The sequence below is a fragment of the Mesorhizobium sp. AR07 genome (assembly GCF_024746815.1).
Taxonomy (GTDB): Bacteria; Pseudomonadota; Alphaproteobacteria; order Rhizobiales; family Rhizobiaceae; genus Mesorhizobium.
Window position 1 is genome coordinate 5,915,839 of record NZ_CP080525.1, and the last position, 20,862, is coordinate 5,936,700.

Below are 20,862 nucleotides of genomic sequence, written 5' to 3' on the forward strand. Positions count from 1 at the left end.
GCGAATCATGGGGGCAAGAGTATTCCCAACCGAAAAACTTGGAAAGCAAAGCGGTTGCGCCACATGCGGTGCTTGTAGTCGCCAGTTGCGAACATTAGAGACCTGTCATCTATTGATCGATCTGCTGTTGCCGGCTACGGACATTTACTGCTTGGGCGGATTCGCCAACCTCGGTCAGGATCACCTCGTCGCCATGAGACGGAAGCGGGGTTCAATCCAGACGTGAAAGGCTCTAAGAGCGGTTCATCGTTTCATGGAAACGCAGAACCGCTCCCTCTCTTTCTTCTGACGCAATTCCGAACGGAAAACCGTTTCACACTTTTCCTGGAATTGCTCTAAGAGCAGCCCCAGAGATCATGTTTTCGATTTGATGGAATGACGAATGCGACTGGGCGGACGGCTGGCTGCGGCCATCGAAGTGCTGGAGGACATCGGCCGGCGTCACCGGCCGGTGGCCGATGCGCTGAAGGATTGGGGCCTGTCGCACCGCTTCGCCGGCGGCGGCGACCGCGCGGCGATCGGCAACATCGTCTATGACGCCTTGCGCCGCAAGCGTTCCGCCGGCTGGCTGCTGGGCGAGGACACGCCGCGCGCCATCGGCTTCGGTGCGCTGCTGCTCGAATGGGGCCAGACGGCGCAGTCGCTCAACGATGCACTCGACGGCGACAAGTTCGCGCCGCCGCTGCTGACTGCCCCCGAGCTTCAGGCGATTGCCGAGCGCAGGCTTGCCGATGCGCCAGCGGCGGTTCGGGCGGATGTTCCGGATTGGTGCGCCCCGCTTTTCGAGCAGGCTTTCGGCGCTGATTGGGCCGTAGAGGGCGCGGCGCTGGCGACGCGGCCGCCGCTCGACCTCAGGGTCAACACCTTGCAGGCCAACCGCGACAAGGTGCTGGCCGAACTGACGGGAACCGGCGCGAAACCTGCCGCCCTCGCGCCGCATGGCATCCGCATCCCGCCGATCGACGGCGACGGCAGGCACCCGAACGTACAGGCCGAGCCGGCCTTCCAGAAAGGCTGGTTCGAGGTCCAGGACGAAGGCTCGCAAGTGGCGGCCGCCCTTGCCGGGGCCGAGGCCGGCATGCAGGTGCTCGACTTCTGCGCCGGCGCCGGCGGCAAGACGCTGGCGCTGTCGGCCGCGATGGGCAATACAGGCCAGGTCTTTGCCCATGATGCCGAGAAGGCGAGGCTGGCGCCGATCTTCGACCGCATCCGCCGTTCGGAAAACCGCAACGTGCAGGTCGTCGCCAAGCCGGCCGAACTTGCCCCGCTGGCGGGCCACATGGACATCGTTCTGGTCGACGCGCCCTGCACCGGCAGCGGCACCTGGCGGCGCCGTCCCGATGCCAAATGGCGGCTGACGCAGAGACAGCTCGACGCCCGCAAGGGCGAGCAGTCGGCGATCCTCGATGCCGCCAAAACCTACGTCAAGCCAGGCGGACTGCTGGTCTACATCACCTGCTCGGTCTTCTCCGAGGAGAATGGCGAACAGGTCGCGGCCTTCCGCGACCGCGACAGCGGCTTCGTTCCGGTCGATCACCGCGCGCTCTGGGACAGCCGTTTTCCCGGCCATGCGGCGGCCGCGCGCATCGGCCCGGCAGGCGATATCTCCCTGTCGCCGGCACTGAGCGGCACCGACGGGTTTTACTTCTGCGCCATGCGCAGGTCGGCCTGAACCCCACCGGATATCGCCAATCCCCGGCGGATGCGTGGTCTCCCCGCAAGGACAGGGCAATCGCATATGGATTCTTGCGAAGAAGGACCCCCACCCTAACTTGCCGGGGCGAGCCACGGGTCTCGCCCGTCCTTCGGACCCCCACAAGGGGGAGGGAAGCTGCCGCGCGCCTATCCATCATACTCGGCGTCGAACTTCGGTAGTTAGCCGGTATCGGCGTCTACGAGAGTCTCCCTCCCCCTTGTGGGGAGGGGTTAGGGGTGGGGGTACTCGTAGGGCGAAAGCCTTGGCGTCCAATATCCGATTGCCCCGCGCCTGCGGGTGTGCCTGATGTTGCAGTGCAGCAAAAGCATTTGCCTGTCGCCCATGCCTCTGCAATAAGCTTATCCGCATAAAGGAAGGCAGCGGCCATGGCAGCAAAGATCGTACCCGCCCCGGACTATGAGGATCGCGTCAGGACCTCCTTCGCGCGCCAGAAGGCGATGGCCACGATCGGCGCCGAGCTGAAGCTGGTGACGCCCGGCATCATCGAGATCGAGATGCCCTATTCGGCGGCACTGACCCAGCAGCATGGCTTTTTGCATGCCGGCGTCATTTCGACTGCGCTGGACTCGGCCTGCGGCTATGCCGCCTTCTCGCTGATGCCGGAAAACTCCGGCGTGCTGACCATCGAGTTCAAGGTCAACCTGCTGGCGCCGGGCAGGGGCGAGCGCTTCCTGTTTCGCGGCTCGGTGACCAAGCCCGGCCGCACCATCATCGTCGCCGACGGCCAGGCCTATGCCTTCGCCGCCGACGGCGAGGCCAAGCTGATCGCCACCATGACCGGAACGATGATGACCGTGGTCGGGCGTGATGGGATTGAGGGGTGAGTGGCCGGTTCGCCGCAGGCGAATTCATCGTGCCGGTGGCACGATGAAAGGCCACGAACGCCAGGAGCTGCCGCAGGCAGCGGGTCCCGGCGAGCGGCGGCGCAGATAAGCAGGTAACAAGGCAGGGAGGAGTAAATCGTGACCGGCAAAGTGTCTCGCCTCTCAGGCAAAGACGTTCTCTTCGTCATGGCGGCGCAAGCCGAATACGGCCCGCACCTGAAGCGATTGTTCGCACCTTTCATGACCGGCGTTGGGCCGGTCGAGGCCGGCGTCAGGCTTGGCGCCCAATTGTCCCTGATGAAGTCGCAAAAGGCCCTGCCGGACCTCGTCGTGTCGCTCGGCTCGGCCGGCAGCCGGACACTAGAGCAGACGGAGATCTACCAGGCCGTCTCGGTCGGCTACCGCGACATCGACGCCTCGCCGCTCGGCTTCGAAAAGGGCGCAACGCCCTTCCTCGACCTGCCGGTGACCGTGCCGCTGCCTTTGCGGATTCCTGAAATCAAGGAGGCGACGCTGTCGACCGGCGGCGCGATCATCACCGGCGCTGCCTATGATGCGATCGCCGCCGACATGGTCGACATGGAGACCTTCGCTTGCCTGCGCGCCTGCCAGCTGTTCGATATTCCACTGGTCGGGCTGCGTGGCATTTCCGACGGCGCGGCGGACCTGCGGCACGTCGGCGACTGGACCGAGTATCTGCACGTCATCGACGAAAAACTGGCTGACGCCGTCATGCGGCTCGAACAGGCGATCGGATCGGGCGCGCTTCGGGCTCAGTCAGCGCAAGAAGACGCAAGGCCGGTTTGAAAGACACGTCTTCCAACCCATTGCGCCGACTCGTTTCTTTCTCTAAACGCTCGCCATGAAAACAGCCAATCATCCCGACACCGTCCTGATTGTCGATTTCGGCAGCCAGTTTACGCAGCTCATCGCCCGCCGCATCCGTGAGGCCGGCGTGTTTTCCGAGATCGTGCCGTTCCAGTCGGCCGAAGCGGCGTTCAAACGCATCAACCCGAAAGCCGTGATCCTGTCCGGCGGGCCGGCCTCGACGTCGGATATCGGCAGCCCGCGCGCGCCGCAGATCGTCTTCGACGCCGGCGTGCCGGTGCTCGGCATCTGCTATGGCCAGATGGCCATGTGCGTGCAGATGGGCGGCGTCGCCGAAAGCTCCGACCATCGCGAATTCGGCCGCGCCTTCGTCGAGATCGAGAAGGACAATCCGTTGTTCGAGGGCCTGTGGGCGCCCGGCCAGCGGCATCAGGTGTGGATGAGCCATGGCGACCGGGTCATCTCCCTGCCCAAGGGCTTCGAGGTGTTCGGCAAGTCGGAAGGCTCGCCCTTCGCCATCTTCGGCAATATCGAGCGCAAGATGTACGGCATCATGTTCCACCCCGAGGTGGTGCACACCCCCGATGGTGCCCGGCTGCTGCGCAACTTCGTCCACAACATCGCCGGCATCGAGGGCGACTGGACGATGCGCGCCTACCGCGAGCACGCGGTCGAGGCCATCCGCAAGCAGGTCGGCAAGGGCAAGGTCATCTGCGCGCTGTCAGGCGGCGTCGATTCCTCGGTCGCCGCGCTGCTGATCCACGAAGCGGTCGGCGACCAGCTGACCTGCATCCTTGTCGACCACGGCCTAATGCGTAAGGACGAGGCGGCGGGCGTGGTGGCGATGTTCCGCCAGCATTACAATCTGCCGCTGATCCTGGTCGATGCCGCGGACAAGTTCATCTCGGCGCTCGAAGGCGAGGCCGATCCGGAAAAGAAGCGCAAGACCATCGGCCGGCTGTTCATCGAGGTGTTCGAGGAAGAAGCGAAGAAGCTCGGCGGTGCCGATTTCCTGGCGCAAGGCACGCTCTATCCCGACGTCATCGAGAGCGTCTCCTTCACCGGCGGCCCGTCGGTGACGATCAAGTCGCACCACAATGTCGGCGGCCTGCCCGCGCGCATGAACATGCAGCTGGTCGAGCCGTTGCGCGAACTGTTCAAGGACGAGGTGAGGGCGCTCGGCAAGGAGCTCGGCCTGCCCGAAGGCTTCATCGGCCGGCATCCGTTTCCCGGCCCCGGTCTCGCCATCCGCTGCCCCGGCGGCATCACGCGCGAAAAACTGGAGATCCTGCGCGAGGCCGACGCCATCTATCTCGACGAGATCCGCAAGGCCGGCCTCTACGACGCCATCTGGCAGGCCTTCGCCGTGCTTTTGCCAGTGCAGACGGTTGGCGTGATGGGCGACGGCCGCACCTACGAGTTCGTCTGCGCGCTGCGCGCTGTCACCTCGGTGGACGGCATGACGGCGGATTTCTACCATTACGACATGGCGTTCCTGGGTGCGGCCGCTACCCGCATCATCAACGAGGTACGCGGCATCAACCGCGTCGTCTACGACGTCACCTCGAAGCCGCCGGGTACGATCGAGTGGGAATGATTCAGACCCACTCAAACGCCGCCGAAACTAGGCCGATGCTCTCTGTAATCTATTGAAAATAAAAATAAATCATTTCAGGGACAGTCAGCAACTATCGGTGGGCAGAGATTGGCGGTGGCGGACCGCTTGACGGACCTCCGGCATATTGCCCGCTCCGATTTTTCAAAGTACCGTCACGAACAACGAGGCTCATGACGGTACTTTTTTTGCCTTAAAGCATTGAAAGTATAAGAGATTTCCTGCCGGGAGACCTCAAAATTGTACTGACGGTACTTTTCAGGAGGCAGCGGGCATGTTGACGGATGCCGCCCTTAAGGCGCTGAAACCAAAAGAGAAAATCTTCAAAATTGCGGACCGTGACGGCATGTATGTTCGCGTCATGCCCAGTGGCGCGATCTCGTTTCGACTGGATTACAGGCTCAATGGACGCCGCGACAGCGCATAGCGCCGGAATGCCCTTTCCCCAGCGTAAGCGTCAAACCTGATATGGTAGAGATCGTGCCACCGCCGATGGTGGAATCGATCCCAACCCTCTCATGAAGACGCGTTGTTGGAATGTGCAAAGGTCTGCGCGGCGTCTTCCAGCAGGCGCTTATCTGCTCGAATTTGCCCTTCGTTCGAGTCGGCAACCTCATTCGGAGTCCTCGCCACTGGGTTCGCCACCAAATACGAGAACATACGAAGGGCGACGGAGCGCGGCAAACCGACCTTAGAGGCGCTCCGCACTTGGTTTGCGAAGTTTATTTACAATTTTTGCACCTAGCGTTCGCTCTGCATACTCCGTCAGCAACGAGATCGCTTCGGCAGCGGTCAAATCTTCGCTGTGACCCCGCCTGAGCCAAAGCCCGTCGATCAGCGCCGCAAAGCCCTGGGCGAACCGATCAACGCCATTTGGGGTCAGAACACTGTTGAGTGCGGAGGAAAGGTTCGACCGCAATCTGCGATAGAAGAGCCGCTGAAGCATGGCATATCGGGCGTTCGCCGCTGCGGCGGCATAGAAGGACACCCAGGCGTTGGCGGTGTTTGCGTTGTAGGACGCTTCAGGAAAATTGCCTTCTATTATGGCGATCAGGCGCTCCCAATTGGTCTTCGCCTGCCGCAACCGCATCACCACATTGTCCATGAGGATCCGGTTCGCATAACGCACCATTTCGAAGAGCACCTCGTCCTTGTTCTTGAAGTAGTAGGTCAGGATGCCCTGCGACATGCCGGCTTCCTGACAGATCCTTGTTGTTGTCAGGCCATTCAGCCCGCCGTTGAGGAACACGCGGTGCGCCGCCTCGATCAGTTCGACGCGGCGGATATCTTCGATACGGGTTTTCGTTCTCGGGGCAGATTCCATGCCCTATGTGTAGTCCAACAAAAAGTCGTACGCTCTAACAATTTCTTGTATATATAAAAAATGGCACCTTTGTAGCTTGGGCGCTGGCCCAGATCAGCAAGAGGCCGATGGGAGAAGATATGAACCCAAGCATGATGAACGCGGCCGTTCTGGTTGCGCATGGGAAACCGCTCCAATTGGCTTGTCTGCCCGTGCCAAAGCCAGGTTCGGGAGAGATCCTGGTCCGTCTGCAGGCCTGCGGCGTTTGCCACACGGATGTCCACATCTGGCAAGGCGATGTTCGACCTGTCGATGACCCGAAGCCGTTTGTTCTTGGTCATGAGGGGGTAGGCAGGGTTGTGGAACTCGGTGGAGGCGTCGACAACTGGAAGATCGGTGAACCCATCGGCGTGCCGTGGCTTCACGACACCTGCCAGATCTGCGACGAATGTATCTCCGGTGCCGAGCCGTTTTGCCAGAAACAGCGGGCCCATGGCCTCAATGTTCCAGGCGCCTTCGCAGAACACGTCGTCGTCGATTCCCGCTTCGCGGTGCGTCTGCCGGAAGGGCTTGACCCTCTGCAAACCGCCCCGGTCATGTGCGCCGGCGTCACTGCATTTGGCGCCATACGCCGCGCCAACGTCCGCATCGGCGAGACCGTCGCTATCTTCGGCTGCGGTGGGCTTGGGCTCTATGCTGTCCAGATCGCCGTACGGGCCGGTGCCCGGGTCATCGGCATCGACCGCGATCCCGAAAAGCTTCGCCATGCCCGGGAGTTGGGCGCGGCTGCGACGTTCCTCGCCGATGATACGCTCGACGAGGCGTTTGACGCGGAGCATCGCGCCCATGCCTGCATCAATTTCGCGCCAACGGCCGCCACCTGGAAAGCCATGATCTCCGCCATCAGGCCGCGCGGACGCATTGTGGCCGCCGCCATGGTTTTGCAAAACGTTCCGCTAAACCAGGAATGGCTGACGGCCACGGGTGTGACCATCACTGGAACAAGTGTGGGAACGCGCACGGAAATGCAGCAGACTGTCGCAATCCATGCCGCCCGCCCTCTGCGCAACGAGATTGTGCCCATCACACTCAACGATGCAACCATGGCGCTACAGGCCTTGGCCGACGGTCGCGCGGCGGGCCGGTTCGTCATTGATTTTCGGCAGTAACAGCTTTCCGCCACGGAAATTCAAGGACGCACCGCGACCCGTTCGGCCTTGATCCGAGAGTTCACTCAAGCCGGATGTCTGTAGAGAAGAATAGCCTTCACGACACCAACCAGAGAGCTGTGTGAGGCGGGGTCGTTGAGCTTGAGCGGCCCTGGCTCGTGCAGGATCATGTTGATGAGCGCGCCATACAACATCTGAAGCGAGAGCCGTATTTGCTCGTCGGCGCCGCCGCCAAGTTTTGGCGACAGCAAGGATACGATGATGTCGACAAGTTCCCGCCCGGTGCGGCGTGCCGGCTCCCAGATTTCGGGCTTCGCGGCGGAATGGACCAGGGCAGCGCGCAGCACGCCCTCCGCGTCACCGCGAAACGTCTCTATGACAAAGCGCACAACGGCTTCGATGGCATCCTCTGCCTCAATCTTGTGCCAAGCCTCGGGCATGAATTTTTGCCGGGCGTCCTCGACCTGTGCGCTGAAAAGATATTCTTGCAGCAGGATCAGGAACGCCTCTTTGTCCTCGAAACGGGCATAGAAGGTTCCCACCGAGCAACCCGCCTCCTCGGCGATGTGCCCAATCGTCATCTCATCGAAGCTTTTGGTGCGGAGCAACCGCAAGCCCGCCGCAATCAGCGCATTGCGCTTGGCGAGGCTTCGAGGCTGCTTGCTGGGATGAACGCCAGCGATGCCTTGCAAGGATGGCCCCTCACGGTTCACCCGGGCTGCGCGCATGTTCGCTCTCCGATCTTGAACGCACGGCCAGCGATCGAGAAATTGTCCGGGAAGGTCTCCATCACGGACCACAAGGCATCGAATGCCGCCCGATCTCCCGTTATAGCCATGGGCAGCTTCGTCGGATGCACCTGCTCGTAAATCAGCGATGTGAGGGTATCTCTGGTCAACGCCACCTGTGCCTCTGCTGTTACGCCATTTACCAGGCTCAAAACGCCGTTGTTCAGATGTGTCGTGAACTCTTCTTCGGTATCGGTCACCTGCCAGGATAGCAATATATCCATCGTAGCAGCTTTCGCACCAATGACGCGGATGGCCAGGTAATCGAACAGGGCTCGCAAGGGAATCCTCGTGGAAAGATCGGCCGAGTCACGGATCGCTCCAATCTGCTGGACATCCCCCGCCAGTTCTCTTGCGGCCGACAAATGGGCGTTGCGCCAGGTCGCATTTTCGCATGTATGGCCGAGCGTCCGATGGGCCACCGCTGCAAGGGAACGGGCCTCGGCACAGTCCGGGTCCAACCACAGCACGTGATCGAGAATCTGGACGACCCATCGAAAATTGCCCGCGACCAGATCGTCCCGCGCGCGCTTGAGCACATTCGGGATGCCGCCCATGTAATCGATGATCTTTGCAGCAGCTTCTCGCGGCGGCAACGAATTGAGCGTAGCGGGGTTGCCGTCATACCAGCCTAGATAGTGCTGAACTATCGCGCGCACGTTCTGGGATACTGTGCCGTAGTATCCACGCAGGTGCCATTGGCGGGCGAGGCTGGGAGGCAGTTCCACCATACCGGCGATCTCGTGAGCACTATATCCCAGCTTCATCATCCGGGCGGCCTGGTCATGCATGAATTTCAAGGCATCGCGCTGTTGGGTGAGGAAATCTCGTACTTTGTTCCGCCCCCACCGTGGCCAATGATGGCCGCCGATCACAATTTCGGCGTCACCAAACTGCAGTGCGCGATCGACCGAGTTGCTCCAAAGGGACGCGTCACGGCTGAGCGATCCCCGGATCGTGTAGACGTTGTGAAGCGACGCGTAGCAATTGTCGGCAACATGCAGGACATGGCTCGCAGGCAGATAGATATGCATTCCCGCCGGCGCCTCGCCGGGTGCGTATTGGAATTCGATTTCCACGCCATCTATGGTCAAGCGCCCACCTTCGCGACCTATATGGTCCGTGGGCGGAAGGTAGCTGACCTTTCCGCCCTCGGTCGCCTTGCCAAGCCCACAATCGACATGGCCGCAAGGCCCGACACCAAGATGTTCGCCATACATGTAGTTGTTGCGGGGGGCGAGGCCCTCGGAGGCGACCAAGGATTCCGCCAGCACAAACGCCTCGAAGCCGGCCGGCGCGACCACGCGGGCGTTGGGCTCCGGGTCGATGCCTTTTGCACCGCCCCAATGATCCGAATGGGTGTGAGAATAGACGACGCCGACAACGGGACGCGGCCCTAATACCGTGTTCGCGAGTTCGAGCCCGACACGCGCGGTTTCGACAGTGTTGGCCGGGTCAATGACGATCCAGCCGGTTTTCCCAGCAACAAAAGTCATGTTCGCCAGCGAGTGACCGCGGGTCTGCCACACCCCGTCCGCGACTTCGAAAAGACCCCGGATGTTGTTGAGTTGAGCGAGACGCCAAAGGCTCGGATGCACGGTATCGGGGCGTTCCCCGGCAAGCATCAGATCATGGGGACGACTGTCCCAAACTATGCGTCCGCCCTCGTCCTGGATGACAAGGTCGGGCAGGTCCCTCAGCAAGCCGCGTCGCGCATCTTCGAAATCCTTCATATTCGCCCAGTCGAATTCATTGCTTGTTGCCGCTGCCACGTTCAGTTCGGCCACGTGTGCCTTCGCGGCTTCGTCAATTTCCACTCTTTGCATATGCTCATTCCTGGATTGATGTGGCCAAAGGGCAGGTCGGTTTCCGACTCGAAACAAAATACTTGAATTCGAATTCATATTCGATGAATATGGCTTGGAAGTCAAAGCTCGGCAAGTCGGATTTCAAGGGGAGAAGGAATATGACCAAGGTTCAGGGCGGCCTTTCACGCCGGCAGTTTCTTACAGCGACGGTTGGTGCGACCGCACTGTCAGCCGCATCCGTTCTCATGGTTTCAACGGTCAGGGCCGCCACGCCCAAGCGTGGCGGCACGCTGCGGTTCGGTGTCGGGCATGGATCCAGCACCGACAGCCTCGACCCCGGCACCTACGACAACAATTTCACCATCGCTCTGGGTTATATGCTCAACAATCACCTCGCGGAAATCAGCGCGGACGGCGAACTGACAGGGGAGGTGGCTGAAAGCTGGGTGTCGACGCCGGACGCCGCCACCTGGACTTTCAAGATCCGCAAGGGGATCGTCTACCATGATGGCCGGACCCTAACGGCCGAGGACGTGGTCGCATCGGTCAACTACCACCGCCGCGAGGGCTCGAAGTCGGCGGCGCTTGCGCTGCTGAAGCCGATCAAGGACATCAAGATCGACGGACCCGACAAGGTCGTTTTCTCGTTGAATGCGGGGAATGCCGACTTCCCCTATGTCATCTCCGACTACCATATTCCGATCCTGCCTTCGAAGGACGGCACGATCGTTGCCGACACCGGAATCGGCTGCGGCCCTTACAAGCTGGAAAAATGGCAGCCCGGCATCCAGGCGCGGCTAACACGCAATGCAAACTACTGGAAGACGGACCGGGCTCATTTTGACGCAATCGAAATGACGGCAATCGTCGATGCGACGGCGCGAACGGCGGCAATGATGAGCGGCACCATCGACGTCATGGATCGCTGCGAATTCAAGACGGTAAGCTTCCTCGAGAAGAACCCGGCCGTGAGCGTAAAGTCGATCTCAGGAAACCAACACTACACATTCCCGATGCTGACCAACAAGGCGCCTTTTGACGATCCTCACGTCAGGACGGCGCTGAAACTGGCGTGCCCACGCGAACAGATGGTCAAGACAATCCTCCAGGGACATGGAAGGGTAGGAAACGACCATCCAATCGGTTCTGGAATGCCTTTCTATGCAGCTGGGCTGCCTCAACGGACGCAGGATCTCGACAAGGCAAAATGGCATTTGAAACAGTCAGGCCTGACCAGCCTGAACGTCCAGCTTTCGGCTGCGGATGCTGCTTTTAGTGGAGCCGTGGACGCAGCCGAACTCTATTCTCAAGCCGCTGCAAAAGGCGGCATCAAAATAGACGTCGAGCGTGTGCCAAATGATGGCTATTGGGCAAACGTGTGGACGAAGAAACCCTGGTGCGCCTGCTATTGGGCTGGTCGGCCCACCGTCGATGCCATGTTGTCCCTGGCATATTTGCCGGACGGAGCGTGGAACGACACCAATTGGAAAAACCCGCGTTTCGTGGAACTCGTCACCGCCGGACGGTCCGAGCTCGACCCGAAGAAGCGCGCTCAGATCTATTTCGACGCCCAGGAAATACTCTCAAACGACGGCGGTACCGTCGTGCCGATGTTCGCGGACTATGTGTTTGCGACATCCAACAAGATCAAGCATGACAAAATCGCTTCCAACTGGGACATGGACGGACAGAAATTCAGTGAACGGTGGTGGTTCGGGTGAGTACTCAGACCCGGCCCTCCTGAACGCGGGCGTTCGCCGATTAACTAGTCTGAGCCCTTTGACGGTTCGCCACCAAATACGAGGACATACAAAGGATATGGCTGGGCTAACCACCCGCTAACTGATTGTTTTTGTTGAAAAGGCGAGGTCCCTCCGGGCCTACCATCTGCGCTCGGGCGGAGCACTATGCCTCCATGTGGTGGTGCCGTCGGCACCGTATACAACCGTGAAAGCCCCAAGACGCTATCTCGCTCGATCACCCTGTGGTGATGGCGCCAGCGCCTAGTGACCCGAGTTTGCTACCTATAGTACCTATGGTGGTAGTAGTGCCTGTGGTGGTGGTAGTGCCTGTGTTGATGGTAGTACCTGTGGTGATGGTAGTACCTGCGGTGGTATCTGTAGTACTGGTCGCCGTAGTGATCCCGATAATAATAATGACGATAGGGGACGAAGTACCCATCCCCGTAGTCACCATAAAAACCACCATCATCACCCCCGAAGGGCGAGAAGATAAATTGCGCTTGCGTAGGCGCAATGACAGCGGCCGTGGCAGCAAACGCGATCATGGATGCGAATATGAGCTTCCTCACGGTTACCTCCATCGTTTGATGTTTAAGAACGGAAATGCTGGCCTATTTGTTCCATCGCGGAGGAACGCGAAAATTATTAGAAACCCCACTTCTTCAGGGTTTTTTGCTGAGGAAGGCGTAGCGGCGATATTGCCGGATGATCCGCAGGCTCTGTCGGGGAGCAGTGTCTGAGACCGCAACGGCGGGCGATCGTCGCGCGCGGGATGGAGGAAATTCGCCTCCGCTGCGGGCGGTGAACAGGACGGCCGTAGGAGCGTCAGCATAGCGCCGGCTGGAGGTCGGGACGCGGGACCGACTGTCTCCGTCCGCGGTGGTCCGACAGCGTCCCCGATTGGTCAGGGGAAAATCGTTAGCACCCGATGACACCGACGGGCCGGTAGAGAAAGTGTCGGCCTGGAAGAGATGCCGCTTACTGAGCGCTTCGTACTCGGTTCAATGTAGTCGTGGATTCCACCGTAAGCGGCCTGTCCGCTATTTGCCCGGTACACTGTAAACCGGCATCAAGGGGACTCCTGTTGTTGGCGGCGTGACGTTTGCACAGAATTTGGGGCTTTTCGCTGGCGGTGTAGGAGTTGATACGTCCATCGGCTTAGCGAACGCGACCGGTCGATTGATGACGTTGCTGACGGCAGAACCAGCGAGTGTGCGCGTCACGGAAGCCGGAAAGCAGCGGTCGTTCAATTGCGGAATTCGGATGGAATTATATCGACTCCGACTATCACCCTGCAAAGCTGCGCCGATGGCGCTTGCAACGACGACAGGAAAACACCATCTACAGATTGATAGCGAACAAGCTGGAAACGTCGGTTCAAGTCCGACGGCCCCGACCAAATCGGGGTTTCGTCTAGGGTAGGACACCACACTTGGTAGACGCCGCTCCCTTCCGGTCGAGCGGCGTTTTCGTATCTTCTGTAAAAAGGCAACAAACGGCTCGCATTGTGGAAAGGCTAGCCTTGTAGCGCCGGCTAGTGCGTCCGCAACTCGAACTTGATCAGGAGTTGCATAAGCTGCCTGTCTGTCTCGTCACTTTCGCCATTTCCAGGTGACATCGGTGAGTGTTGCGAACTGGCTTGGCAATACCGTTTGAGCGGCAAGCGATGCGAGATTCCTCTGCCTGATAAGCGCTGACTAACAGGTTGTTTGCAATCTTTGGGGGATGCAGAAGCCCTGGAGGCCTGCGAAGTCGTAGCCTGTCAGTGATCATGATGCACGGTGCCCAACTTCGGCAATTCTGAAGTGTCCGCATCAAGCATTTGTTGTCAGCAGACCGTGCGCGCGGTCTAAAATAAAGGAACTGGAACGCTGCACCAGTGCCGCCCACCGCCCTTGAAACCATGCCCGGGTCTTCCATGTAATACGCAATAGCGCACAACTTTCCGAATGAGGAAGCGCCGGCAGATGCGTCTGCTCCCACCAGCAATTCAAGAGAGCATCGCCGTGCCGACCATCGTTGGCCGGCAGCGTTAACAACAGAGCGTTTTCCTCTTCGTTGTCAGACGAAGGGAGATACACAATGGCAAAGGTCGTTTGCGTTCTCTATGACGATCCGGTCGACGGCTATCCGACAAAATATGCGCGGGACGGCTTGCCGAAGCTCGACCGCTATCCCGGCGGCCAGACACTTCCCACGCCGAAGACCATCAACTTTGAACCAGGGGTCTTGCTCGGTAGCGTGTCGGGCGAACTCGGCCTGAGGAAATTTCTCGAAGGCGCAGGCCACAGCCTGGTAGTGACCTCGGACAAAGACGGTCCCGACAGCATTTTTGAACGCGAACTCGTTGACGCCGAAATCGTGATCTCGCAGCCGTTCTGGCCGGCATATCTGACCGAAGAACGAATCGCCAAGGCAAGCAGATTGAAGCTTGCGATCACCGCCGGCATCGGATCCGATCATGTCGATCTCCAGGCCGCCATGGACCGAGGCATCACGGTCGCCGAGGTGACTTACTGCAATTCGATCAGCGTGTCCGAGCATGTGGTCATGATGATCCTGGGGCTCGTGCGCAACTACATCCCGTCCTACCAGTGGGTCGTGAAAGGCGGCTGGAATATCGCCGACTGCGTCGCACGCTCTTACGATATCGAAGGAATGCAGATCGGAACCGTCGGCGCCGGCCGGATTGGCAGCGCGGTGTTGCGCCGGCTGAAGCCGTTCGACGTCAAGTTGCACTACACCGATCGCCACCGCCTGCCCGAGGCGGTTGAGAAAGAACTTGGCGTCGCCTTCCACCAGGATCCCGCATCCATGGTCGGCGTCTGCGACGTGGTCACGATCAATGCACCTCTGCATCCGGAGACGGAGAACCTCTTCGACGAGACGATGATCGCCAGGATGAAACGCGGCGCCTATTTGGTAAACACGGCGCGCGGCAAAATCTGCAATCGTGACGCCATCGCCCGCGCGCTGGAGAGTGGCCAACTCGCTGGCTATGCCGGCAACGTCTGGTTCCCGCAGCCGGCCCCCAAGGATCATCCGTGGCGATCGATGCCACATCACGGCATGACGCCGCACTTTTCAGGATCGTCGCTCTCCGCCCAAGCGCGCTACGCCGCGGGCACCCGCGAAATTCTCGAATGCTGGTTCGAAGGCCGGCCGATCCGTGAGGAATATCTGATCGTCGATGGCGGCAAGCTCGCCGGCGCTGGCGCGCATTCCTACAGCGCCGGCGACGCCACCCGCGGTTCGGAAGAAGCAGCACGCTTCAAGGCCAGGAGTGATCCGCGCTAGATCGATTTCCGCTGCGCTCGACTCGGACGGGAAGAAGACAAGGGTGACGTGGGGGGGCAGATCGACATGGTCCTGCTGCCAAGGTTGACGAAAAGACCAAGGCCGAACTCAAGAAAATTGGAGGATGATGCTGGCCGGTTTGAAAAGTCCGATAAAGAAGATTGATGTGTCTGTGCCTCTGATTAGCGTTAACACGCTAGGGCGGAGCGGTTGGACGGGACTCATCCAACCGGAACAAGTTCCGCGCATGCATTCTCAAATTTCGTTGACCGACAAGTCTTCTCGATGTGTCGCGATCTGCCATCTATTCCCCCACGCATCCTGCATCATCGCTCGTCGGTCGCCATAAGGCGTGTCCTTAGGTTCCTCGATCGACTCTCCGCCCGCGCCGATTGCACGCCGGTACGTTTCGTCAGTGTCTTCTACATACACATAGAGGAAAGCCGGCATTGCTTTGCGTTCGCCATCGCCGCTGACCATCACGATAGAGTCGCCAATCCTCATCTCTGCCGGCGCCCCGGTCCGATACTCGCCGGTCGCGTCGAATACGGTTTTGAGAAATTCGACCAAGCCCCTGACGTCGTCGGCGACGATTCTCGGTGTGACGCTGCGCCAGCCATCGGGCTGAAATTTGACCATTTACTCACCTATCAGTCAGCCACGACAGTTGCATGAGCGGCGAGGGGTTAGCCATGCCGCGCCTCGTAGGCTCTGCACGTTACCGGCGGATCGGCGCGGTTGGCGCTGCAGTCGTTTTCCTCGAGGGATCCTAAGCTTTCTGCCGCAAGTCGAACAAGACCGCGTGCTCGGGCTATAGGGCCAGGTTCGGTCCTCGGGGCGCTTACCCACGTAGGAACAGATGAATTTCCTGACCGGGATGTTCAGTGGACGGGTAGGGAGACCCATTGGCCGTGAAACCGCGAGCCCGCAAGATTCTCCGCATGGCGGCGTTGTTGCTGCGTGTTGTAGCGAACACGGCTGATCCGCTTGCGAATGACAGAGCCGCGTCGACGAGACGCCAGCCCAATTTATGACGGCGATGGCTTTCTGCGACGACCACATACCCTAGTTCTACTGGGTAGGCGGCGGCGTCCGCATTTGATTTCGACTTGGCAAAGACGGCGGTTCGATAGTCCGGCTCTGGATTTTTGATCGCCGCAGTTCCGACCAGCTTCTTACCGTCATAGAGCATGACTAGGCCCCGCGCACCCTTGATGCGTTCAAGCAGCCCATAGTGGGAAACTTCGCCCTCCGAAACAACCAACTTGACAAAGGCATCGAGTTCTTTGTCGGAATATCCATGCGGAGGCTTGGCGGTCAACGAACTGAGATGTTGCATTGCTTGAGCATAGGTCACTCAGATTGAGGTCGCAAATTCATCGGCACGGGCGGGCCGAGAGCGCCCTCCTCAGGTCGCGGATTTCATTTCGGTTGTGAATCGCGTTTCCCAAGGCCACGATATCTAAGTTGGGATAGGTGTCGCGCCATGTTTCCGCTGTCCATGTCCTCTGCCGCCTAACAGCACCTCGATCGGGGGCGTGAGGATTACGGAGTTGCAGCCACTCCCTCGAGAATTCCAGCCTGCCGTTGCGCACCCTGGCCGTTGATCGACTGTTTGTCTATCGCGGAACGATACGGGAAGAGCGCCGTCGAACGCCGCAAAGTGCAAAAAAATGCCCGATTGGTCCGATAGTTGGGGAAACCTCAAAATTTTTTGCGGCGATTTCCCCTTTAAAATCAATAGCGTAACTTTTTGACGGTCTAAATGTCGGAGTTTGCGCGACGCTGGAGAATATTTGACAGTGATTTCAATGGGTTATATGCTGTTTGAACAATCGAGTGGGAGCGGGGGAAACGGCGGCAATAGCGCGCAACTTCGGCGGACTTAAGCCATCGCCTACTTCAAGCGCGGTCGATTCTCGTGGGTACAGCCTTCCCTTCCAAAGCTACTTGGTCGATCTGAAACGCACCGGGCGTTGGATGTAAAGCGCCGTCGGTATGCGGTGGGGCATTGGCGTACAACGGCGTGTAAATCGGCGGGTCTGCTTGCGCGCCTTTGGTTCTCCACGCTCCTGAGATTGGTCAATCGGTCAGGAGAAATTACTTCGGCCACCCACGAGGCTCCTCGATCAAAGGTTCGATGGCCGCCCTGAGTGGCGGGGAGCCTGTGACCATACCGCATTGCACAATTTCACGGCCTTGCCCACAATGCAGGCATGGTCCGATCCTCCCTAGCCGTCCTAGTGATCGACGAAAATCGCATCCGTGCTTCAATCATAGAGGCGGGGCTGCGCGAGGCCGGCCATGAACGGGTCACCGTTGTTCATGACGTAACCGGCATTGCGCGGCGGATCGCCGAGATCGAGCCCGACGTCATCGTTATCGATCTCGAAAATCCCAACCGCGACATGCTCGAAAACATGTTCCAGCTTTCGCGCGCGGTGAAGCGGCCGATCGCCATGTTCGTCGACCGCTCGGACCAGGCTTCGATCGAGGCGGCGGTCGATGCCGGCGTGTCGGCCTATGTCGTCGACGGCCTGCGGCAAGAGCGTGTCAAGCCGATCCTCGACATGGCCGTCAGTCGTTTCAACGCCTTTTCGCGCATGGCGCGCGAGCTGGAGGAGGTTCGCGGCGAGCTTGAGAGCCGTAAGGTGATCGACCGCGCCAAGGGCATCCTGATGAAGTCGCGCGGCCTGAGTGAAGAGGCTGCCTACACGCTGCTGCGCAAGACGGCGATGAACCAGAACCGCAAGATCAGCGACATCGCCCAGAGCCTGGTGACCGCCGCCGGACTGCTGGGACCGGCGGAGGACGAATGAACATGGGCGCCGAGCACCAGATCACCGCCGGCTTCATGCCGCTCTTCGACAGCGCCGTGCTGGTCGCCGCAAGCGAGCTTGGCTTCGCCGCACGCGAAGGCATTGACCTCACGCTGCACCGCGAGACCTCCTGGGCCAACATCCGCGACCGCATTGCCATCGGCCACTTCGATCTCGCGCATATGCTCGGGCCGATGCCGCTTGCCTGCAATCTCGGGCTGACACCGCTCGCTTCCGAAACCATCGTGCCGTTCTCGCTCGGGCTCGGCGGCAATTGCATCACCATCTCCAACGCCGTCTGGGCCGGCATGGCGGCGCATGGCGCCGAACCCGATCTCGATCCGGCACGCGCCGGCGCCGCGCTGCGCGCGCTCATTCGCGAGCACGCTGCCTCCGGTGGCGATCCCCTTCGCTTCGCTGTCGTGCATCCGCATTCGGGACATAATTACGAACTGCGCTACTGGCTTGCCGCCTGTGGCATCGATCCGACGCGCGAGATCGAGATCGTCATCGTGCCGCCGCCCTTCATGGCCGACGCCCTGGCCACGGGGCGCATCGACGGCTACTGCGTCGGCGAGCCCTGGAACAGCGCCTCGGTGGCCGCCGGTACCGGCCATATCGTCACCGTCAAGGCGCTGTTGTGGCGCAACAGCCCGGAGAAGGTGATTGGCGTGCGCAAAGCCTGGGCAGAACAGAACCCCGAGGCGCTAGCGGCGCTGCTGCGCGCGCTGCACCACTCGGCGCGCTGGTGCCAGGATCCGGGCAACCATGGCGAATTGGCCGCGGTGATGTCCCAGCCCGGCTTCCTCGGCCTGCCGCCCGCGGTGCAGATGCCGATCCTGACCGGCCATCTCCAATTGGGCAGCGGGGCGGAGCTGGATATCGACGACTTCTTCCTGCCCTTCGACAAGGCGGCTAACTTTCCCTGGAAGAGCCATGCGCTGTGGTTCTACACGCAGATGGTGCGCTGGGGGCATGTCGAGCACACGCCGGAAAACCTCGCCATTGCGCGCGACTGCTACCGGCCCGACCTCTACCGCTCGGCGCTGAAGCCGCTCGGTGTCGCCCTTCCCGGCGCCAATTCGAAGGCCGAGGGCGCGCTCAAGGTCGCAACCGCGGTCGGCGCGACCGGGGCCGGCCTAGTGCTTGGTCCGGATGGTTTCTTCGACGGCCAGATCTTCGATCCGGATGAGATCGACGGCTACATTGCCGGCCAGAAATCGGCCCGCACGGAAGCCTGATCATTTCCGCGCCATTCTTGTGCATTGCACAAAAATTGTGCGTGCGATGGCTCTGATGAACAATCTTTGGCCTGCCCGCTATTTCGCCTGGCGCGCCAGAGACCGGTTCATATTACTGATTTAATTGATATTTTTCCTCTCGCATCAAACTGGCACGGTTCCTGCTTCGAAATAGCCAGGCCCTTCGCGGGCCACGGAACAGGCGCCCAATGGCGGGCGCCACAGGCAAAGCTGCCGCTCAGGTCAAGACGCGATCCGGATTTCCGGACGCGAAGACCTGGCCGGCGGCTTTTTTGTTTTGGAATCGCGTTCAACCGGAGACGACGATGAAGAAGACGATGAAGACATGGATCGGGACTGGCACATCCCTCAAGGATGTGACGCGCCGCGATTTTCTGGTCAGCAGTGCGATGACGGCTGGGCTGTTCGTGGCGGCCCGCAAGCTCTTCCCCTCCGGCGCCTATGCCGCCACCGCCGCTCCGGAAGTCACCGGCGCCAAGCTCGGCTTCATCGCACTAACCGATGCCGCGCCCCTGATGATCGCCAAGGAGAAAGGCCTCTTCGCCAAATTCGGCATGCCCGATGTCGAGGTGCTGAAACAGGCCTCCTGGGGCGCGACGCGCGACAATCTGATGCTCGGCGGTGCTGCCAACGGCATCGACGGCGCCCACATCCTGACGCCGCTGCCCTACCTGATGCACACCGGCAAGGTGACGCAGAACAACCAGCCGATGCCGATGGCGATCGTGGCGCGGCTCAACTACGACTGCCAGGGCATTTCGGTCGCGCAGGAATATGCCGGCACCGGTGTCGGTCTCGACGCTTCGAAGCTGAAGGACGTCTTCGCCGCCAAGAAGGCCGCCGGAAAGGACATCAAGGCCGCCATGACCTTCCCGGGCGGCACGCACGACCTCTGGCTGCGCTACTGGCTGGCCGCCGGCGGCATCGATCCCGACAAGGACGTCTCGACCATCGTCGTGCCGCCGCCGCAGATGGTGGCCAACATGAAGGTCGGTAACATGGACGTGTTCTGCGTCGGTGAGCCGTGGAACGAGCAACTCGTCCACCAGGGCGTCGGCTTCACCGCCGCCACCACGGGCGAACTGTGGAAGGGCCATCCGGAAAAAGCGCTCGGCCTGCGCGCCGAATTCATCGACAAACACCCGAACGCCACCAAGGCGATCCTGATGGCCGTCATGGAAGCCCAGCAATGGTGCGAGGCCAAGGAAAACAAGGACGAGATGGCCGCCATCATCGGCAAGCGGCAATGGATGAACGTGCCGGTCACCGACATCATCGGCCGCCTCAAGGGCGACATCAATTACGGCAACGGCCGCGTCGCCTCCGGTACCGACCTCTACATGAAGTTCTGGAAGGGCGGCGTCTCCTACCCGTTCAAGAGCCATGACTCGTGGTTCCTCGCCGAAAACATCCGCTGGGGCAAATTGGCGCCAACCACCGACATCAAGGCGCTGGTCGATCAGGTCAATCGCGAGGATCTGTGGCGCGAGGCGGCCAAGGACCTCGGCGTCGCGGCAGCCGATATTCCGGCATCCTCGTCGCGCGGTGTCGAGACCTTCTTCGACGGCAAGGTCTTCGATCCGGCCAACCCGTCTGCCTATCTCGACAGCTTGAAGATCAAGGCATCGGCTTGAACCAGCGCAAACGGCGCATTGCGCCGTTTGTCGCCCCGAGCGCAACGGCGCCTCTT

Annotated in this window: 16 protein-coding genes and 1 pseudogene; 12 read left to right on the forward strand and 5 right to left on the reverse strand. The window is 60.5% G+C overall.

All coding sequences use genetic code 11. The features are described from left to right. Positions 1 to 382 precede the first annotated feature (382 nt). The 5 genes and pseudogenes from BPNPMPFG_RS29320 to BPNPMPFG_RS29340 form a co-directional block, all read left to right on the forward strand. On the forward strand, positions 383 to 1,672 hold the full coding sequence (locus tag BPNPMPFG_RS29320; protein ID WP_258592053.1) for an RsmB/NOP family class I SAM-dependent RNA methyltransferase: 1,290 nt from the start codon (positions 383 to 385) through the stop codon (positions 1,670 to 1,672). Positions 1,673 to 2,082: 410 nt separating this feature from the next. Then, positions 2,083 to 2,541 (forward strand): PaaI family thioesterase, encoded by a 459-nt coding sequence (locus BPNPMPFG_RS29325; protein ID WP_258592054.1) that lies wholly within the window; start codon positions 2,083 to 2,085, stop codon positions 2,539 to 2,541. Between the two features lie 138 nt (positions 2,542 to 2,679). Further along, complete coding sequence (locus tag BPNPMPFG_RS29330; protein WP_258592055.1) at positions 2,680 to 3,348, forward strand: 5'-methylthioadenosine/S-adenosylhomocysteine nucleosidase; 669 nt, start codon at positions 2,680 to 2,682, stop codon at positions 3,346 to 3,348. A gap of 55 nt (positions 3,349 to 3,403) precedes the next feature. After that, positions 3,404 to 4,966: a glutamine-hydrolyzing GMP synthase gene (gene guaA / locus BPNPMPFG_RS29335; RefSeq protein ID WP_258592056.1), complete on the forward strand. Its 1,563-nt coding sequence runs from the start codon at positions 3,404 to 3,406 to the stop codon at positions 4,964 to 4,966. 292 nt (positions 4,967 to 5,258) lie between these two features. Next, a pseudogene (locus tag BPNPMPFG_RS29340) lies at positions 5,259 to 5,405 on the forward strand (Arm DNA-binding domain-containing protein); the annotation flags it as partial. Between the two features lie 270 nt (positions 5,406 to 5,675). Here the strand turns inward: BPNPMPFG_RS29340 and betI are convergent. Further along, positions 5,676 to 6,308 (reverse strand): transcriptional regulator BetI, encoded by a 633-nt coding sequence (gene betI / locus BPNPMPFG_RS29345; protein ID WP_258592057.1) that lies wholly within the window; start codon positions 6,306 to 6,308, stop codon positions 5,676 to 5,678. Positions 6,309 to 6,439: 131 nt separating this feature from the next. On the opposite strand from betI, the gene BPNPMPFG_RS29350 reads away from it, so the two are divergent. Continuing rightward, positions 6,440 to 7,456, forward strand: a complete 1,017-nt coding sequence (locus BPNPMPFG_RS29350) for an alcohol dehydrogenase catalytic domain-containing protein (RefSeq protein WP_258592058.1) — start codon at positions 6,440 to 6,442, stop codon at positions 7,454 to 7,456. 65 nt (positions 7,457 to 7,521) lie between these two features. On the opposite strand, the gene BPNPMPFG_RS29355 is transcribed toward BPNPMPFG_RS29350, so the two are convergent. After that, entirely contained in the window at positions 7,522 to 8,184 is a 663-nt protein-coding gene (locus BPNPMPFG_RS29355; protein WP_258592059.1) for a TetR/AcrR family transcriptional regulator, read from the reverse strand. Next, the gene (locus BPNPMPFG_RS29360) at positions 8,166 to 10,070 is read right to left on the reverse strand and encodes an alkyl/aryl-sulfatase (protein WP_258592060.1); all 1,905 of its coding nucleotides are present in this window, start codon (positions 10,068 to 10,070) and stop codon (positions 8,166 to 8,168) included. Before BPNPMPFG_RS29360 ends, BPNPMPFG_RS29355 begins: the two co-directional genes overlap by 19 nt. Before the next feature lie 20 nt (positions 10,071 to 10,090). Here BPNPMPFG_RS29360 and BPNPMPFG_RS29365 point away from each other — a divergent pair, with 20 nt between their 5' ends. From BPNPMPFG_RS29365 to BPNPMPFG_RS29375, 3 genes are all read left to right on the forward strand, one after another. Further along, positions 10,091 to 11,773, forward strand: coding sequence for an ABC transporter substrate-binding protein (locus tag BPNPMPFG_RS29365; RefSeq protein WP_258592061.1), 1,683 nt, complete (start codon positions 10,091 to 10,093; stop codon positions 11,771 to 11,773). A 344-nt stretch (positions 11,774 to 12,117) separates the two neighbouring features. After that, the gene (locus tag BPNPMPFG_RS29370; protein WP_258592062.1) at positions 12,118 to 12,534 is read left to right on the forward strand and encodes a hypothetical protein; all 417 of its coding nucleotides are present in this window, start codon (positions 12,118 to 12,120) and stop codon (positions 12,532 to 12,534) included. Positions 12,535 to 13,876: 1,342 nt separating this feature from the next. Then, on the forward strand, positions 13,877 to 15,091 hold the full coding sequence (locus BPNPMPFG_RS29375) for an NAD-dependent formate dehydrogenase (RefSeq protein WP_258592063.1): 1,215 nt from the start codon (positions 13,877 to 13,879) through the stop codon (positions 15,089 to 15,091). A gap of 255 nt (positions 15,092 to 15,346) precedes the next feature. Here the strand turns inward: BPNPMPFG_RS29375 and BPNPMPFG_RS29380 are convergent, their stop codons facing one another. Continuing rightward, a complete protein-coding gene (locus tag BPNPMPFG_RS29380; RefSeq protein WP_258592064.1) occupies positions 15,347 to 15,730 on the reverse strand; it encodes a VOC family protein in 384 nt (127 codons plus the stop codon). Positions 15,731 to 15,932: 202 nt separating this feature from the next. After that, positions 15,933 to 16,448: a GNAT family N-acetyltransferase gene (locus BPNPMPFG_RS29385; protein ID WP_258592065.1), complete on the reverse strand. Its 516-nt coding sequence runs from the start codon at positions 16,446 to 16,448 to the stop codon at positions 15,933 to 15,935. A gap of 859 nt (positions 16,449 to 17,307) precedes the next feature. Between BPNPMPFG_RS29385 and BPNPMPFG_RS29390 the strand changes: the two genes are divergently transcribed. The 3 genes from BPNPMPFG_RS29390 to BPNPMPFG_RS29400 all read left to right on the forward strand — a co-directional run bounded on the left by BPNPMPFG_RS29390 (position 17,308) and on the right by BPNPMPFG_RS29400 (position 20,806). Further along, the gene (locus tag BPNPMPFG_RS29390; RefSeq protein ID WP_258592066.1) at positions 17,308 to 17,910 is read left to right on the forward strand and encodes an ANTAR domain-containing response regulator; all 603 of its coding nucleotides are present in this window, start codon (positions 17,308 to 17,310) and stop codon (positions 17,908 to 17,910) included. A 2-nt stretch (positions 17,911 to 17,912) separates the two neighbouring features. After that, positions 17,913 to 19,151, forward strand: coding sequence for a CmpA/NrtA family ABC transporter substrate-binding protein (locus BPNPMPFG_RS29395; protein WP_258596969.1), 1,239 nt, complete (start codon positions 17,913 to 17,915; stop codon positions 19,149 to 19,151). Positions 19,152 to 19,477: 326 nt separating this feature from the next. Continuing rightward, the gene (locus BPNPMPFG_RS29400; protein WP_258592067.1) at positions 19,478 to 20,806 is read left to right on the forward strand and encodes a CmpA/NrtA family ABC transporter substrate-binding protein; all 1,329 of its coding nucleotides are present in this window, start codon (positions 19,478 to 19,480) and stop codon (positions 20,804 to 20,806) included. Positions 20,807 to 20,862: the final 56 nt, after the last annotated feature.

Excerpts from the sequence above, each read along its gene's own strand:
- BPNPMPFG_RS29320 (WP_258592053.1), top strand. The coding sequence starts at position 383 with ATGCGACTGGGCGGACGGCTGGCTGCGGCCATCGAAGTGCTGGAGGAC.
- BPNPMPFG_RS29325 (WP_258592054.1), top strand. The coding sequence starts at position 2,083 with ATGGCAGCAAAGATCGTACCCGCCCCGGACTATGAGGATCGCGTCAGG.
- guaA (WP_258592056.1), top strand. The coding sequence starts at position 3,404 with ATGAAAACAGCCAATCATCCCGACACCGTCCTGATTGTCGATTTCGGC.
- betI (WP_258592057.1), bottom strand. The coding sequence starts at position 6,308 with ATGGAATCTGCCCCGAGAACGAAAACCCGTATCGAAGATATCCGCCGC.
- BPNPMPFG_RS29350 (WP_258592058.1), top strand. The coding sequence starts at position 6,440 with ATGATGAACGCGGCCGTTCTGGTTGCGCATGGGAAACCGCTCCAATTG.
- BPNPMPFG_RS29355 (WP_258592059.1), bottom strand. The coding sequence starts at position 8,184 with ATGCGCGCAGCCCGGGTGAACCGTGAGGGGCCATCCTTGCAAGGCATC.
- BPNPMPFG_RS29360 (WP_258592060.1), bottom strand. The coding sequence starts at position 10,070 with ATGCAAAGAGTGGAAATTGACGAAGCCGCGAAGGCACACGTGGCCGAA.
- BPNPMPFG_RS29375 (WP_258592063.1), top strand. The coding sequence starts at position 13,877 with ATGGCAAAGGTCGTTTGCGTTCTCTATGACGATCCGGTCGACGGCTAT.
- BPNPMPFG_RS29380 (WP_258592064.1), bottom strand. The coding sequence starts at position 15,730 with ATGGTCAAATTTCAGCCCGATGGCTGGCGCAGCGTCACACCGAGAATC.
- BPNPMPFG_RS29390 (WP_258592066.1), top strand. The coding sequence starts at position 17,308 with ATGGTCCGATCCTCCCTAGCCGTCCTAGTGATCGACGAAAATCGCATC.
- BPNPMPFG_RS29395 (WP_258596969.1), top strand. The coding sequence starts at position 17,913 with ATGGGCGCCGAGCACCAGATCACCGCCGGCTTCATGCCGCTCTTCGAC.
- BPNPMPFG_RS29400 (WP_258592067.1), top strand. The coding sequence starts at position 19,478 with ATGAAGAAGACGATGAAGACATGGATCGGGACTGGCACATCCCTCAAG.